This is a genomic window from Vibrio pacinii DSM 19139, from assembly GCF_000711795.1.
Taxonomy (GTDB): domain Bacteria; phylum Pseudomonadota; class Gammaproteobacteria; order Enterobacterales; family Vibrionaceae; genus Vibrio; species Vibrio pacinii.
The window spans coordinates 152,769-169,370 of record NZ_JONH01000001.1; the positions used below are offsets into that span (position 1 = coordinate 152,769).

Genomic DNA, 16,602 nt, shown 5'->3' on the forward strand with positions numbered 1-16,602 from the left:
CATTTCATATTTATTCATATTATAGAAAATGGTAGGCGTGTTAATCGTTACTCACTTAACACTTTGGTGCTAAATGAGGCTTCCACTCGATAAAGCCAGATCGTCACAATAAGCCACAGTGATATTGAGGTAGATAGTCGCTGGCCAAGTCGCTATAATTCGCGCTCCTTGGCACAGAGAGCAAAATATGTACAGCAACATCACTCCTATTCACGAGCATAAGAAATACTGGGCAGAGTGCTTTGGCACCGCACCTTTCCTTCCGACCAGTCGAAAGGAGATGGACGCCCTTGGATGGGACAGCTGTGACATTATTATCGTAACGGGCGATGCTTATGTGGATCATCCAAGCTTTGGTATGGCCATCATCGGTCGTTTGTTAGAAGCCCAAGGCTTCCGTGTCGGTATCATTGCTCAACCTCAGTGGCACAATAAAGACGCCTTTATGGCACTGGGCAAACCTAACCTATTTTTTGGTGTCACTGCCGGTAACATGGACTCCATGATCAACCGCTACACCTCTGATCGCAAATTACGCCATGATGATGCCTATACCCCCAACAATGAAGGCGGCAAGCGTCCTGACCGAGCAACGCTGGTTTACTCTCAACGTTGTCGTGAAGCCTATAAAGGTACGCCTATCGTGCTTGGTGGGATTGAAGCGAGCTTGCGTCGTGTTGCGCACTACGACTACTGGTCAGACAAAGTTCGTCGCTCGGTACTGTTTGATGCAAAAGCAGATATCCTTCTTTTCGGTAACGCTGAGCGTGCATTGGTTGAAGTCGCACATCGCCTTGCTGATGGCGAAGAGATCGCTAACCTAACCAATATTCGCGGTACCGCAATCAACCTGCCAGCGGCTCCTGAAGGTTTCAAAATCATTGACTCTTCTCGTATCGAAAAGCCGAACAAGGCTTATGTGCCAGTAAACCCGTACGAAGTTGAAACGCAATGTGAGACTAAGAAAGATGAAAAGGAAGAGGTAAAGGCGCAACCTATTACCATTCGCCCTTCTCGTCACGATGCAAAAACAACTGCAGTTCGTATCCCTGCGTTTGAGAAGCTAAATAATGACCGCATCCTTTACGCTCATGCGAGCCGCATTTTGCATCTTGAGACCAACCCGTATTCTGGTCGAGCTTTGATCCAGCGTCACGGTGACCGTGAACTGTGGGTGAACCAAGCACCGATTCCATTGACAACAGAAGAGATGGATTACGTGTTTGGCCTTGCTTACAAGCGTGTTCCTCACCCTATGTATGGCAAAGCGAAAATCCCTGCATATGACATGATCAAAACTTCGGTTAACATCATGCGTGGCTGTTTTGGTGGCTGTTCTTTCTGTTCGATTACCGAACATGAGGGGCGTATTATTCAGAACCGCTCTAAAGAGTCGATTTTGAGCGAGATGGAAGAGATTCGCGATAAAGTCCCTGGCTTTACCGGGACTATTTCTGACTTAGGTGGCCCGACGGCGAACATGTACCGTTTGGGTTGTTCAGACCCGAAAGCAGAAATTAACTGTCGTCGTCCATCATGTGTGTTCCCAAAAATCTGTGAAAAGCTCAACACAGACCATCAACACACCATTGACCTTTATCGCTCAGCAAGAAAAGTTTCGGGTATTAAGAAGGTAATGATCGCTTCTGGCGTTCGTTACGACTTAGCGATTGAATCTCCAGAATACGTACGTGAGCTTGTGACTCACCACGTTGGTGGTTACTTGAAGATTGCTCCAGAGCATACTGAAAAAGGCCCTCTGGATCTGATGATGAAGCCTGGTATGGGCACATACGATCGCTTTAAAGAGATGTTCGAAAAGTACAGCGCTGAAGCGGGCAAGAAGCAGTATCTAATCCCTTACTTCATCTCTGCTCACCCGGGCACAGAAGATGAAGACATGCTTAACCTTGCGTTGTGGCTGAAAAAACATAACTACGAGTGTGATCAAGTACAGAACTTCTACCCATCGCCAATGTGTAACGCAACGTCGATGTACTATTCAGAGACTAACCCTCTGAAACGCGTGAAATATAAGAAGCGTGAGGATGTGCCAGTGCCAAAAGGCGATCGCCAACGCCGTCTGCATAAAGCGCTCCTTCGTTACCACGATCCAGAGAACTGGAAGATTATCCGCGAAGCACTGATCAGCATGGGTAAAAAGCACCTGATTGGTGACAAGCCGAACTGCTTAGTACCAGAAGAAGACTTTGACGCTCAGACACCGGCACAGCGCCGTAAATCAGGTCGTCACGGTGCTCACCGCTTCGCGACTAAGCACACTAAATCACAACCTGGCTTTGAAAAAATGCACGGCGAACAACGCGCTAAAAGCAATAGTAGCAGTAACGGCAATGTCAACGGTAAACCTGGGGCCAAACCCCAACACTCTCGTAGCGGGAAACCGACAGCGACAGGTTCCGGCAAACCTGCCGCAGGGCGTAAAGCTAAGCAGCGTTGATCAAAAAAGCCTAGCAAATCGCTAGGCTTTTTTCCTTTTGCGGAGCTTAAGCGTTATTGGCTTCAAACTCGCGCATAAAGTCGACCAGAGCCTGAACACCTTCAATCGTCATCGCATTGTAGATTGATGCTCGCATGCCACCAACGGCCCTATGACCTTTAAGGGCAACCAAACCTTTAGCTTGTGCTTGTTCGAGAAACAACTCGTCTAGCTCGGGTTTGACCAATTGAAAAGGGACATTCATACGTGAACGGTTATCCGGATGAACCGTGTTGATGTAAAAATCAGACTCGTCGATTTGGCTGTATAATAGCGACGCTTTCTCTTGGTTGATTTTCTCCATCACAGCTACACCACCTTGTTGCTTAAGCCACTTAAACACTAAGCCAGATAGATACCAAGCAAATGTTGGCGGTGTATTGAACATTGACTCTTTTTCTGCCAGCACCTTGTAACTCATAAAGCTTGGCAGCAGCGCATTGGCTAAATCGAGTAAGTCGTCGCGAACGATAGCAATACAAATGCCTGCAGGACCAATATTTTTCTGTGCCCCTGCATAAATAACACCATATTGCGATACGTCAATTTGACGAGATAGAATGTTCGACGACATATCAGCAACAATCGGCTTATCTGTTACAGGCAATTGACTGATTTCAATACCATCAATGGTTTCATTTGGACAAAAATGAACATACGCAGAATCTGGGTCAATCGTCCACTGATCCGCATCTACCACAGCAGTTTTGCCCTCGCGCTGCGTTTTAGCGTCAAATACGTCAACTTGGCAATATTTGTACGCTTCTTTAATGGCACTTTCTGCCCAATAACCCGCATCAATATAGGTGGCTTTTTTGGCTGTACCGAGCAAGTTTAGCGGAACGGCAGCAAATTGAGCACGCGCACCACCCTGACAGAAAAGCACTTTGTAGTTATTGGGAATATTGAGAAGGTCACGCAGATCTTGCTCTGCCTCTTCTGCTACTTGAATAAACTCTTTACTACGGTGACTGATTTCCATCACAGAAGTACCTAAGTTATTCCAATCTACAAATTCGCTTTGCGCCTGTTCCATCACGGCCTTCGGCAGCCCTGCGGGACCAGCACTAAAGTTATACACCTTTTCCATCTCACTTTCCTTGCTCAAGCTTGTATTACGACTACTTCGATTAATAGCATGTTTTTTATCGGATAAAAAGCAACAAAAGAGGTCTTTAGACCTCTTTATCGTTTAAAGCCAATAAACTTACCCGTTAAGGTTGCATCAGTGCTGGCATAAGTAGCGCCATCAACGGAATTTCCTGACCGTTTTCAAATAGTAAACTACCCTCTTTAAGCTGCGCTTTGATACGGTAGCCCGTGTCATTTTGCTGCATTAATTCCATCACCATCGCTTCATCAATGCCCTGCTGAATGAATGGATATTGGGTCACTAAGCCGTTGGAGAAATAAGTATCGATATCCCCAGTCAAAGCAGGCAAGATCATCGCCATATTTTGAGTCACATTATCCGTTCCTTTTGGTACGTTAATGCTCCACGTTGTTTCGAAGCGACTTTGTTGGTTGAGGTTGACCTCCATCTTATTGATGGCGAGGTAAAAACCCTTTGAAAACAAACTATCGACATAAGGTATCGCAGTTTGAATATCGTCGTTACTCGGGACAGGATTGTTTTGGTACAGGGTAATTAAATGTGCGAACGCTTCACTATCTAGATCGCCAAAGGCAAAGTCGAGTGACACACTGTCAACGTCACCTTCACTGGTGACCAATTTATTCAGTTCAACAATATGCTGACTACTGACCGTTTTAGCGGCTTCATCAAACGAACTAACAAAACGATATTGACTGTCACTCAATGCAAATAAAGGCGATTGTTCACCGCTAACAATCGCGGCTCTCGCTAGCTTAAGCGTTTGTTCGCCTATCCAAAAACTGTCGACCTTTTTTCCTTCACCTTCGCCTTGTAGACCAGAAAGCACCATTTTCTCTCCGGAATTGAAATCAATCTCTACTGAAGGAACATCGAGTTGATAGGTCATGTCGCCCAACACCGTAACATGACCACTCAGCGTAGAAGGAGAAACAGAGACAATCGCACCATCTTGCCCTTCAGTGACCTGGTTCCAGTGATCAAGCTTAAGGGTGTACTCGGTGTTACCATTTAATTGAGTGACGGTCTCTAGCGTTAATGGCAGGTCATCGACATTCTCAAGCACCGATTCGGCACTAAGGCTGAACAGACCATGCGACACCTGACTATTGACCACCAGCTCGGTTGGTAAACCATCAACCACTAACTGTTCAGCTAGTATCGGGTCAATCACGGTATAACGAGTGGTGATCTGTGAGGACAGATACCCGCGGTCATATTCAATAACCTCAGCGCGCACAGAGTCACTATTCAGGTGAGTCACGCCGTCTTGAATAACGCTCTGTCCAATTTGTCCAACAGCCAACGGCCAACACAAGGCGAGAGAGATGGCGCCACCAATAGCACCGAGTTTTTTTAATTCCATGGTCATCAATTCTTAGTCACGATTTGGTTCAGTCTACACCAAAAAACATTGAGATAAATCAGAGTATTGGCCTTAAAGCCAAAACAAATGAGATTCTTCATACCTAGCTCTCAATACTCAATTGCTAAGCTTGCTAGAGTGAAAGGTGTCATTTGTTAATATTGTAGCCTAGTCGTGAATCAATTCTCTGTACTGTGTTTGGACAACAACCCGATTAGCGTTGAACAACTTAGGCGCGAGTTAAGTCCGTTTGCCAGTAAGTTTGACCTACATACAGCCGATACCATTGACGATGCCCATGCGGCACTTGAGTTTTGCCTCGAACAACAACAAACCGTCGCCTTGGTGATTGCCAGCCACCACGATAATTTCAATGGCGCTGATTTTTTGATTCAACTCGACAAGAATCACCACACACAAAGTGCCAAAAAAATCTTAATTAGCTGTGGCAAAGACATTCAAGCTATTCTCTCTGCCGTCAACGATGGACGCCTCGATTACTGTCTGACGAAACCACTACAGGACAACGTGGTACATAGGACGGTGCAAAAAGAGCTGACCAACTTTATTCTCACGCACGACAAAGAGAACTTACTGTCCTACAGCCAAGTGCTTGATCAACATCGTCTGCTACGCGCTCATATCGATCAGAAAATGCGCAGCTATCGTGAAGGTTTCATTACCGATCATCACAGCATGAGTGATCAACAGTTGGCGCAAAAAGTCTCCACGGCTTTGCTCGATTTTTTTGCCGAACAAGACGAAACCAAAGCTTGCCGCACCTACTCCGCCGATCATCTGTTAACAGTAGAGGGTGAAGAAAATCGATTCCTATGGTTCATTACCAAAGGTGACGTTGCTCTGTATAAAAAAGACGACATCGGTATGCAGCGGGAAGTAGTACGGCATAGCCAAGGCAATATCGTTGGCGGAATGTCATTTGTCACTGGGGAGCCCTCTTTCTCGACCGCAGTGACCCTGTCACAAACGGAAGTAATCAAACTCGACCGAGACGTGTTCACTAAAGTCATGCATTCCAATATGACCTTATTGCCGCTATTTACCAACTTGCTGCTACGCCACTTTAATCGTCGTTTGCAACGCAGTATTAATACTAAGCTCGAGCTGCAAAAAACGTTGGAATCGCTTGAGTCCGCTCATCAACAACTCATTGAACGAGAAAAGATGGCGATGCTCGGACAACTGGTTGCCGGAGTCGCGCACGAACTCAACAACCCTATTGCAGCTATTCTGCGTAGCACTGAAACGTTAACCGCCAAAATACAACATTTAGTCGATGGTCGTTGGAGCGAAGACGTGGGTATCGATGGCATTGAAGTGCTCAAAGCTGGCTTAGCACAGCGCCCACGCTCAACCGCAACAGAAAGAGAACTGACTCGCCAGGTACAGCAAAATGTCGGTGATCGACGCCTAGCAAAGAAATTGGTCAAACTCGGCTTGGAAAGCGACGCTCAATGGCAAATCAAAGCGCAAAACCACCCTGACGCAACCATGGCGCAACTTGTTCAACTTGAAGACTATTACATGGCGGGCAGCACTCTTCGCTCAATAAACGTGTGTGCGGGTCGTATCGCCGATATGGTCCGCAGCCTAAAAGGTTACGCTCGTCCTGATGATGAGAAGCGCCACCTGATTGATATTCATGAAGGCATCGAAGACACCTTAGTTATTTTTGAAAACAGGTTAAAATTTCATGAGGTTGAAAAGCGCTACGGCGATTTAGCTTCCATTCAGTGCCTGCCTATAGCCTTGCAACAAGTGTGGACTAATCTCGTCTCCAACGCTATTGATGCCTTTCCGAGTAAAGGTCACTTGTTAATAGAAACCAGTATGCGAGAAAAAGATTATCGCCAGTGGGCAGTGATCAGCTTTACTGATAACGGCAGTGGCATCCCTAAACATATCCAAGAGCAAATGTTCAGTTTAAATTTTACCACTAAAAAAGAGGGTAATTTTGGTCTTGGCATCGGGCTATCGGTTTGCCAACAAATTGTCCATCAACACGGCGGAAAAATCGAAGTCGAGTCCGAAATTGATCAATTCACTAAATTTTCTGTTTGGTTACCTTACGACCAAGCACTACCCGAATCAAGGAGCCCTGAATGAACAAGTACCTAATCTTATGTGTTGATGACGAACGTGAAGTTTTGGATAGCGTCATTCAAGATCTCGATTGCTTTGAAGAGAATTTTGTTTTGGAGGCTGCCGAGTCGGTTGCAGAAGCCAAATCCCTGATTGAAGAGTGCCAGCAAGAAGACGTAAAATTGGCGCTTATACTTTGTGATCACATTATGCCTGATCAAACTGGCATCCAATTTCTGATTGAACTCAATGAAAATTCGCCAACCACTCAGGCACGTAAGCTATTGTTAACTGGACAAGCAGGTTTGGAAGACACGGTTGAGGCTGTCAATCACTCCAGTCTTGATTTTTTCATTGCCAAACCATGGCGCGGTGATGAACTAAGAGAAATAGTCAAAAGCCAGCTCACAACTTATATGATCGCAAACGAACCTGAGTTAATGCCTTGGGCATCTGTGCTTGACACTGAAAAAATCTTTGCAGCAATGGCAAAAAAACGTGTCGATTTCGGTGAATAATTAGTCATTTCTGGCATAGAGCTTGCTTAGTTATGTAAATCACGACAAAACAATGACATTTCTATAGTGACTGTTGCTATGATGCATTATCATGTCGTAATGATGTCATGGCGCACACGTCGCTAAAGACCAAGGAAATTAACAAGATATAGGTTTATCGTCCATATGCGTAAAACAATCTTAGCTGCAGCCCTAGTGCTTGCATCGGGCCAATCATTCGCTCAAACCGATCCAAACAGCCCAGCAGTAATGAGCAACTTCAGTTATGACTACTTAGAAGCTCGTATCGGCGCAAGCCCTGTTACCTTTGGTGCTGCTATAAGTAAGTCGATCCACCCTAATGCTCACATTCTTGGTCGTGTCGATTCTGAATTTGAAGGCGATTATGATGCGTCTGCAGGTTTTGGCTTTCACGCTCCAATCAACAACTGGGCCGATTTCACTGGCGAAATGTTACTACGTTTAGTTGATACTGGTAATGAGCGTCGCAGTGGTTACGGCCAAGGCACCAATACTGGTATGGAGCTAAATCTAGGCATCCGTCAGTGGTTAGGTCCACAACTTGAAGTCGGTGGAAAAGGCGGTTACGTATCGATTGATGATGATGACAAGTGGATTGGTTCAGCTTACGTTCGTTTCCACTCGACAGAACTTTTCTCAATCGGTGGCGAAGCACGTATTAATGATTTCTACGGTGACCAATTAATGTTCACCACTCGCTTTAAGTTCTAATTAACGTCGAGCTAAAAAACCGAGGTCATCACCTCGGTTTTTTTATGCAAATCCGTTTGCTTGAGCAATCCCTCCAAATAAAGGAGTGGATAAAATTAGTTTTAGTGACAATTAGCCAGTAATTGGCGTTTACGCGGCTCCTGGATTAGTTTCCAATGAATGCCTTCTATCGCACCTGCAAACTTCCACAATAACTTCACATCAACATCGCTGCCATAAGCCTGCTTCACTCTAGAGAACACCGCTGAAGGGCCAAGCTCAACAAAAGTATCGACATCTTCTATTCCGGCTTTTTTGACCATACGCTCCAATGTTAACTGCATATTGGGTAAATCACGTAGCCGGCGATTAGCATATGAACGTTTATATTCACGCTCAGAAACCGAATAGGTAATAGATTCTTCGACAAGACGGGCTATCTTGCTGTCGTTGGTCACAAAGAGCGTGGTGACATCATAGTAGTTTACCGTTGCCGTTGTCTGTTTTTTAACGTGACGATACTTTTCGCAGCCTAGTTGCGATAACTCGCTATCGAGCTTCTCACCACCACGAATAAAAACATGGTCGTTACTTATTAAGGCGAACATAGCCTCTTCTTTAAACAGTCCAGTACCACCAAACATCGAGCGTTTTTGAAAGTCGCCAAACTTTTTAACGTATTGAATAAACTTTTGCTCTGTCATATCCATTGATCCTTAATCAAATACCCCGATTAGTTAAGATCACCAGATAACAGCAGTAATAAGCGAATTAATTATTTGCGCTCAAGCAGTATTATTTTGTTTTGCGAGGCTTAAGCGATATTGCGTAGTACAAATGATAGTTAACGAAACAAATTAAGTCTGTGCATATATCACATCAATTGCATTGAATTCGCTGAACATCGAGATTAATGTCACACTCTATTACTTTTCATAACCGACGTAATTTGATTTATGGCGCAAATAAATCGCTACACAAATTATCATTTAATACTATCTAGTGATTGCTAATATATCAGTGAAAACGTTAAACTGTATACAGTATGATAATTGTATAGATCCTATGAATCACCTCTCTTTTTATTGGCTACCAGAAAATGGTGACCTGTTAATCAAAGGAATCGAATCCGAGTTCTCTAGCTTGATTGAAAATTCAATCAAGAGACACAAGATCTCGCTACCCCCGATCCCTGATGTTGTGTTAAAGATTCAACAACTTTGTACCCAAGATACCACCACTATCTCAGATGTTGCTGATTGCCTATTTGAAGACCCTGGCTTGGCCGCTATTGTAGTTCGCGTTGCCAATTCAGTGATATTCAATCGCCGTAATATCACCTGCACTGACTTAATGACCGCGGTTTCACGTTTGGGTATTCTGCGTGTCCGTGACATCGTAACAGCCCAAGCTATTGAACAACTTAAGCATTCGGTGAACTTAACTCACTCGTGCAACAAAATCCTTAGTCAAAGTGCCGCCAATTCACGTGAGTTGGCCGCAACGATGGTATTCGTCACTCAGGGTTTTAAAGAGACTGGATTAGCCACCTACAACAACCTTGAAACCGACAAAGCTCTCCTTACTGGTTTATTGGCTGACATTGGCCTGTTTTGTATTGTTAACGAGTACCACAACTACTTGGAACAAGGTAACTACCTAGCAGAAGATATCGCTTTCCAGATATTTGATCGACAGTGCTCTAATGCAAGTAAGTTGGTGCTAGACACGTGGGGTTTTGACCAAGACTTCCTCGAAGTGGCTTCTAACCAAACTATCAGTTCATCTGACGTAGCCGTCAGCTACTTAGATGTCGCTCGTATCGCCAATCATATCCTTATGTTCCGTCGTCAAGATGAAAACATTGACGACCATACCGTTGAATTTGACGTTACTGGTGCCGATATACTGTACAAACTCAGTAATTTAAGTGATATTGAGTTCAACACACAGATAGACGAACTCATTCGCGCAAGTGGCCTCTAACCACTAAATAGGATTTACCATGTTTTCAGGGATGATATTTATTTTTGCCCCACTGGTGGTGGGGTACTTTATTTCTATTGCCAAACCATCTGTACTTGAAAAAATCAATGCTGCAACGGCGAACCTAATCTATGTCATTCTGGCTTTGATGGGACTCAGCCTAGCCGCTTTGGATAATCTCGGCCAAAACCTGCAGTTAATCTTAAAGACAACCGCTGTCTTTTTTAGCTGCTTAAGCCTAGCAAATTTAGCGGTATTGCCGCTGATTGATAAGTGGCTACCGATCCAAACCGATGCAAGTAATACCAAGCTTCCTTTGTCATCGATGGCACTTGAATCTGCCAAGCTGATTATCGTTGTCGGCGGCGGCTTAACGATCGGCCTTATGCTGCCTTTCGACCTGAGTTGGGTAGACACCGCCAGTGAATGGATATTGTTTTTACTGCTGTTTTTTATTGGTATTCAATTACGCAACAGTGGTCTAACTCTGCGGCAGATACTACTCAATAAGCATGGAATGGTCATTGCCCTAGTCATTATTGCTAGCTCCATGATTGGCGGAGTCATCTCTGCAACAATACTTCAAATTGATGTTTTTCAGGGCCTAGCAATGGCATCTGGATTCGGTTGGTACTCACTCGCGGGAATTTTAATGGGCGACGCGTTTGGTCCGGTCTATGGCGGTGCTTCTTTTATGATTGAGTTGCTACGCGAGCTGATCGCCCTAGTTTTAATCCCGCTCTTTATCCGCAACAAACCTTGCACCTCAATCGGTTATGCTGGTGCAACAGCAATGGACTTTACACTACCAGTGATTCAAACCACAGGTGGTGTACGCTGTGTACCCATTGCCATTGTTAGCGGATTTATATTAAGTCTTTTGGTACCCGTTTTGATGTTATTCTTTGTCTCTCTTGCAGGCTAGATCGCAGAATCATTGGCGAAAATCTCTATATTATGCCGGGTTAAGTCCACTAACTTTAATCAACACTAAAACAATAAAAGCACACTTATAATAATTATCTTCAAAAGGAATCACTATGAAACGTACTCTTGTTGCCCTGCTGCTTGGCGCCGCTGCTTTTACCGCCTCTGCCACTGACAACGAATGTTTGTCGCAAAAGTACGATGCCTATATCGATGCTTCGCTTCACTGGTATGAAGACTTGTCTCAGCTGACAGCACAACAGTATCCAGAGCTGAGTGAAGTCAGTGAATGGTTCCTGCAAGGTCGTCAACATCACTTTGAGCTCAATCGAGCTGCTGTGCATTACTACCTTAAACAAGATCCAACTAAAGTGGCGACCAACCAGCCTGTCGAGGCTTGGCTACAACTAGAACAAAAAGACATTAAAGTGCTTTCATCACGCAGCGATGAGTTAGGCAAGTTGGCTCAGACGACCTTTAGCGACCGCCAATCTCAACCGCATGAGAAGAACTACGAACTGCGCTCTGCGTTTGCAGATTTACTCAGTCACCCAACAAAAATAGATGCGGCATTGAAACGATATAACAAGTCAATTCAACAACTTGAAATGATCAACTGTCAATAGAAACACTTTTTTTACCAGTAGTATTTGTCACTTGAAAATATTAAGATTCGTTAATTAAGACGGGACATTGTTCCCGTTTTCGTTTAGATTGTCCCGCTTGCAAGAAAGATGATTAGAGCAAAGTCGCTGTATGATAACGGAACATAAAACGGCTGATGTGAATTTTGAGAGCTTATTGCGCATATTCACAGTACCTGAAGGGCCGGACTCAACGTTAACCCAGATTGAAGAAAAGCTATCACGCAACTTAAACGAGTTTTTGCGTGATCATATTGTTGCCGAAGAGAAACCGCTTCGAGATATCGAAAAAGATTTTTCCAACGCCACTATCCCTGAAAAACCAGAATTTGTCTCGGATCATACCCAACACTTGCTCGATACACTTGTCTCGCAATCCGTTCATACTTCTGCCCCAAGCTTTATCGGCCACATGACGTCAGCGCTACCGTATTTCTTAATGCCGTTGTCGAAAATCATGATCGCGCTCAATCAAAACTTGGTGAAAATTGAAACATCAAAAGCCTTTACGCCACTAGAGCGTCAAGTGCTCGGTATGCTCCATCGTCTTATTTACGGTCGAGATGATAGCTTTTACGCCCAGTGGATGCACAGCGCCAATCACTCGTTAGGCGCATTTTGCTCAGGCGGAACCATTGCTAATATTACCGCTCTATGGGTTGCGCGTAACAATGCATTAAAAGCACAGGGTGACTTCCAAGGGGTAGAAAAAGAAGGTCTATTCAAAGCCATGAAGCATTATGGTTATGAAGGTCTTGCTGTATTAGTCTCCGAACGTGGTCACTACTCGCTTAAAAAAGCCGCAGACGTTCTTGGTATAGGTCAAGAAGGTTTAGTTGCCGTCAAAACCGATAACCAAAACCGCATCTGCCCACAGGCACTTGCTCAGCGCATCACCGAGTTAAAAGCCAACAACATCAAACCTTTTGCAGTCATCGGTGTGGCAGGAACCACTGAAACCGGTAACATCGACCCTCTGCAAGCCATTGCAAAAGTTTGTCAGCAAGAAAATTGCCATTTTCATGTGGATGCGGCTTGGGGCGGTGCGACACTGATGTCGAACAATTACCGCCATTTACTAGCCGGCGTCGAGTTGGCTGATTCCGTCACGATTGATGCCCATAAACAGCTCTACATCCCAATGGGCGCTGGAATGGTATTATTCAAACAGCCTGACGCGATGAAATCCATTGAACACCATGCGCAATATATCTTGCGTAAAGGGTCTAAAGATCTTGGTAGTCATACCCTAGAGGGCTCACGCTCTGGCATGGCGATGTTAGTCTATGCTGCAATGCATATCATTAGCCGACCTGGTTATGAGCTTCTTATCGATCAGAGCATCGACAAAGCCAACTATTTTGCCAACTTAATCGGTCAGCAAGAAGACTTCGAGTTAGTCTCGCAGCCAGAGTTATGCCTGCTCACTTACCGCTACGTTCCTCAACGAGCGCAAAATGCACTGGAAAAAGCTCAAGGTGAACATCGAGTAACACTCAATGAACTAATCAATGAACTGACCAAATTCATTCAAAAACGCCAACGAGAAACGGGAAAATCGTTTGTATCGAGAACGCGCCTCAACCCTGCAAAGTGGGATCATTTGAACACTATTGTATTCCGCGTGGTGCTAGCCAATCCATTGACGGGCTGCGACATTCTAAACCACATTTTGCAACAGCAACGTGAAATTGCTCAGCAAGCACCAAAGCTGATGGCGCAAATCAATCACACAGTGGAACAGATATTCAGCGCTGACAATTCAGTCTGAAATTTTATTTCTGAAATATTGTAATTTGTCTATCAACTTAAGCCTCAAAACAAAAATTTATCCAACTTTAGAAATCAATTCTGTAGTTTAAACAAAATTTTGTTTGAGGCTTGTCATAGAATGACTAATTGCTTGACAGAAAAGTTGTCGTAAATCTTTTGCTTAGGTTTATACTGGCCCTATGGCGCTGGATTGCACTTACCCTTTGGGAAACAGTTTGTTACCCTTTTTCATTTTGGGTATATCCAGTGAGTTGTTCTCTATACCCTCGTGAACACTATGAATACATTAGAAAAAATTCAAAAAAACCTAGAAAACTTTAGTAAGTCCGAGCGAAAAGTAGCCGAAGTAATCATGGCTTCACCGCAGACTGCTATCCATTCTAGTATTGCTACGCTAGCCAAAATGGCTGATGTAAGTGAGCCTACTGTTAATCGTTTTTGCCGCCGTTTAGATACTAAAGGCTTCCCAGACTTCAAGCTACACTTAGCACAAAGTCTTGCCAACGGAACACCATATGTAAACCGTAACGTTGAAGAAGATGATGGCCCTGACGCATACACGCACAAGATTTTCGAATCGACCATGGCGTGCCTTGACGTGGCTAAAAATAGCCTTGACCCGATGCAAGTTAATCGTGCTGTTGATCTGCTAACTCAAGCCAAACGAATTTCGTTCTTTGGCTTAGGCGCCTCGTCGGCGGTTGCGAAAGATGCACAAAACAAATTTATTCGCTTTAACATTCCGATTACCTGTTTTGAAGATATCGTAATGCAACGCATGAGTTGCATTAACTGTACTGATAACGATGTTATCGTACTGATCTCGCATACTGGTCGGACGAAGAGCCAAGTGGAAATTGCCAATCTCGCGCGTGAAAACGGCGCAACAGTGATTGCAATTACCGCTAAAGACTCACCTCTTGATAAAGCAAGCTCGTTGTCTATATCACTCGATGTGCCAGAAGATACCGACGTATACATGCCGATGGCAAGTCGCGTTGTTCAAATGACGGTCATCGATGTCCTCGCAACAGGCTTTACGCTTCGTCGTGGTTCTGGATTTCGTGAGAACTTAAAGCGTGTAAAAGATGTGTTGAAAGATTCTCGCTACGATAAACTTTCACAGCTATAAATGACGAAGGAGCACACAAGTGCTCCTTTTTTTATTCGCTACTTTGCAGCCGCCCTTCATCCTGACGATAACCTTGGTGAATGATATCTGCTTTAGAGCTTGATTCGAGTTGTTCACCTTGCTGACACTCCCCATCACATTGACACACCTGATCTAATATATACATCAAGCGTTGGATAGTCAGTGGTATCGGGTTGCCTTTGATCGCGACCGATTTCAATGCATCTTGGGCGACAGACTCAAACGATGTACTGCATACTCCAAAGCTATTGAGCTTCGGCAGTGGCAGCTTATCGAGCATCATATTAACCCACAATATTCCATCGTCTCGGTGTGCATTCACACGGCCAGTGAGAATTTGCGCCAGTTTTTCATAACGATTGAGGATATCGTCTCGGCCAGCAAGTGTCGCGGCCCTGATGTTTTCTTGCATCACATAAGGCGCAAGTTGGGCTGTAATGATACTGTGCGGCGCATGAAGCTTACCACCTAATGCTGACGCCAATCCATGTGCGGCTCCGAGCTTAGCATTGGTCATTGCCATTCCGCCGAGCATAGCGGCAAAAGAGAGATCGCTACGCGCTTGTGGATCATCCTCAAGACAACCTTTGATGATAGCACCGCTCAGTTTACGCAAACCTTCTTCACAAATCATATCGGTCAATGGATTCGGCTCGCCACACACATAGGCTTCCATTAAGTGAGTAAAGGCATCCATAGCACCGCGCGCTGAGGTTTGTGTATCAGTGCCATAAGTTAATCTGGGATCAACAATCGCAACATCCGCGAGCATTTCTGGACTGCGTAGACTGACCTTAACTCGATCTTGTCCCGAACGCAGTACCGCATTGCGTGTTACTTCAGAACCAGTACTCGCGGTGGTGGGAATGGCGATAAAAGGGATGGGCTTTGCTTTAAGCGGTACATTCCTGCCGACGACTTCGACATAATCATACACATCGCCTTGGTTGGGAATAACCGCTGCCAACGCTTTACCCATATCGAGCACACTGCCACCACCAATGGCAACCACCATATCAGGCTTGAATTTTCGCCCAACCAACGCCACTTCTTCAACCATGGTAATGTTAGGCTCACCGCGAATGGCTACGTGTTGGTAACGCATATTTTGATGGTTCAAGTAGTCGATGACGAGTGCTGAGCGTTGAAGATTTTTGCCGCTAACTAAAAGGACACTATAGCCAAATTGGTTGAGTACCGACAAAGAGCGCTCCAAAGCACCTTCTCCAAATATAATTCGAGTGGAGGTCATAAACTGAAACATGCTAGATACACTCCCTGTCACTGGCGTAGTAACAGCTTGCCTTTTCCGTAAAAGAATAAAATTGACTCAGTGCAACTTGTTGGTATCAACCCTTATTTTATTGCGTCTTTATAGAGCTAAAGCACATTTAAGAATACGCCGACTGGCCGGTAAAGGTTCAATTTTTAGTCGATAGATTTCACCTATTAAACTAACAGGCAATTGCCACTTTATTTCCGTTTATGATTCGGGCATAGTTGCAGGTAACAAAATACAGGAGAAAAACAATATGTTCGTAGTTATCTTTGGTCGCCCAGCTTGTCCTTTCTGTGTTCGTGCAAAAGAGCACGCAGAAACACTGAAAGCAAAACGCGATGATTTCAACTACCGTTATGTAGATATCCATGCGGAAGGAATTTCTAAAGCAGATCTTGAGAAAACTGTCGGCAAACCTGTAGAAACCGTCCCTCAAATATTCATCGATCAAGATCATATCGGTGGCTGCGACGAATTCGAAGCGTACGCAAAAGAACATCTTGGTCTATTCGACGAATAAGACCAGAC

At 44.6% G+C, this 16,602-nt stretch carries 14 protein-coding genes; 10 read left to right on the top strand and 4 right to left on the bottom strand.

Annotated features, from left to right (window positions below):
• Positions 1 to 187: 187 nt before the first annotated feature.
• A complete protein-coding gene (locus tag BS19_RS00700) occupies positions 188 to 2,461 on the top strand; it encodes a YgiQ family radical SAM protein (RefSeq protein ID WP_038172647.1) in 2,274 nt (757 codons plus the stop codon).
• A 46-nt stretch (positions 2,462 to 2,507) separates the two neighbouring features.
• On the opposite strand, the gene serC is transcribed toward BS19_RS00700, so the two are convergent.
• Positions 2,508 to 3,590 (bottom strand): 3-phosphoserine/phosphohydroxythreonine transaminase, encoded by a 1,083-nt coding sequence (gene serC, locus BS19_RS00705; protein WP_038172649.1) that lies wholly within the window; start codon positions 3,588 to 3,590, stop codon positions 2,508 to 2,510.
• A gap of 124 nt (positions 3,591 to 3,714) precedes the next feature.
• Positions 3,715 to 4,980, bottom strand: coding sequence for a DUF945 family protein (locus BS19_RS00710; protein WP_038172651.1), 1,266 nt, complete (start codon positions 4,978 to 4,980; stop codon positions 3,715 to 3,717).
• A gap of 174 nt (positions 4,981 to 5,154) precedes the next feature.
• Between BS19_RS00710 and BS19_RS00715 the strand changes: the two genes are divergently transcribed.
• The 3 genes from BS19_RS00715 (at position 5,155) to BS19_RS00725 (ending at position 8,333) form a co-directional block, all read left to right on the top strand.
• Positions 5,155 to 7,107, top strand: coding sequence for an ATP-binding protein (locus BS19_RS00715; RefSeq protein ID WP_038172653.1), 1,953 nt, complete (start codon positions 5,155 to 5,157; stop codon positions 7,105 to 7,107).
• Positions 7,104 to 7,601: a response regulator gene (locus tag BS19_RS00720; RefSeq protein ID WP_038172655.1), complete on the top strand. Its 498-nt coding sequence runs from the start codon at positions 7,104 to 7,106 to the stop codon at positions 7,599 to 7,601. The genes BS19_RS00715 and BS19_RS00720 overlap by 4 nt, the downstream gene beginning before the upstream one ends.
• Positions 7,602 to 7,766: 165 nt before the next feature.
• Entirely contained in the window at positions 7,767 to 8,333 is a 567-nt protein-coding gene (locus BS19_RS00725; protein WP_038172657.1) for a hypothetical protein, read from the top strand.
• Between the two features lie 101 nt (positions 8,334 to 8,434).
• On the opposite strand, the gene BS19_RS00730 is transcribed toward BS19_RS00725, so the two are convergent.
• Positions 8,435 to 9,022: a TfoX/Sxy family DNA transformation protein gene (locus tag BS19_RS00730; protein WP_038172659.1), complete on the bottom strand. Its 588-nt coding sequence runs from the start codon at positions 9,020 to 9,022 to the stop codon at positions 8,435 to 8,437.
• A 355-nt stretch (positions 9,023 to 9,377) separates the two neighbouring features.
• On the opposite strand from BS19_RS00730, the gene BS19_RS00735 reads away from it, so the two are divergent.
• The 5 genes from BS19_RS00735 to BS19_RS00755 all read left to right on the top strand — a co-directional run bounded on the left by BS19_RS00735 (position 9,378) and on the right by BS19_RS00755 (position 14,774).
• Positions 9,378 to 10,298: an HDOD domain-containing protein gene (locus BS19_RS00735; protein ID WP_038172661.1), complete on the top strand. Its 921-nt coding sequence runs from the start codon at positions 9,378 to 9,380 to the stop codon at positions 10,296 to 10,298.
• A gap of 19 nt (positions 10,299 to 10,317) precedes the next feature.
• Positions 10,318 to 11,223, top strand: coding sequence for a LysO family transporter (locus BS19_RS00740; RefSeq protein ID WP_038172663.1), 906 nt, complete (start codon positions 10,318 to 10,320; stop codon positions 11,221 to 11,223).
• A 115-nt stretch (positions 11,224 to 11,338) separates the two neighbouring features.
• Entirely contained in the window at positions 11,339 to 11,851 is a 513-nt protein-coding gene (locus tag BS19_RS00745) for a hypothetical protein (RefSeq protein ID WP_038172665.1), read from the top strand.
• 130 nt (positions 11,852 to 11,981) lie between these two features.
• Positions 11,982 to 13,640 carry a pyridoxal-dependent aspartate 1-decarboxylase PanP gene (gene panP, locus BS19_RS00750; RefSeq protein ID WP_038172667.1) on the top strand — a complete coding sequence of 553 codons (1,659 nt, stop codon included), beginning with the start codon at positions 11,982 to 11,984 and terminating at the stop codon, positions 13,638 to 13,640.
• 279 nt (positions 13,641 to 13,919) lie between these two features.
• Entirely contained in the window at positions 13,920 to 14,774 is an 855-nt protein-coding gene (locus tag BS19_RS00755) for a MurR/RpiR family transcriptional regulator (protein WP_038172669.1), read from the top strand.
• Positions 14,775 to 14,805: 31 nt separating this feature from the next.
• On the opposite strand, the gene BS19_RS00760 is transcribed toward BS19_RS00755, so the two are convergent.
• A complete protein-coding gene (locus BS19_RS00760; RefSeq protein ID WP_038172671.1) occupies positions 14,806 to 16,059 on the bottom strand; it encodes an iron-containing alcohol dehydrogenase in 1,254 nt (417 codons plus the stop codon).
• 268 nt (positions 16,060 to 16,327) lie between these two features.
• On the opposite strand from BS19_RS00760, the gene BS19_RS00765 reads away from it, so the two are divergent.
• Complete coding sequence (locus BS19_RS00765; protein WP_009841803.1) at positions 16,328 to 16,594, top strand: GrxA family glutaredoxin; 267 nt, start codon at positions 16,328 to 16,330, stop codon at positions 16,592 to 16,594.
• Positions 16,595 to 16,602: the final 8 nt, after the last annotated feature.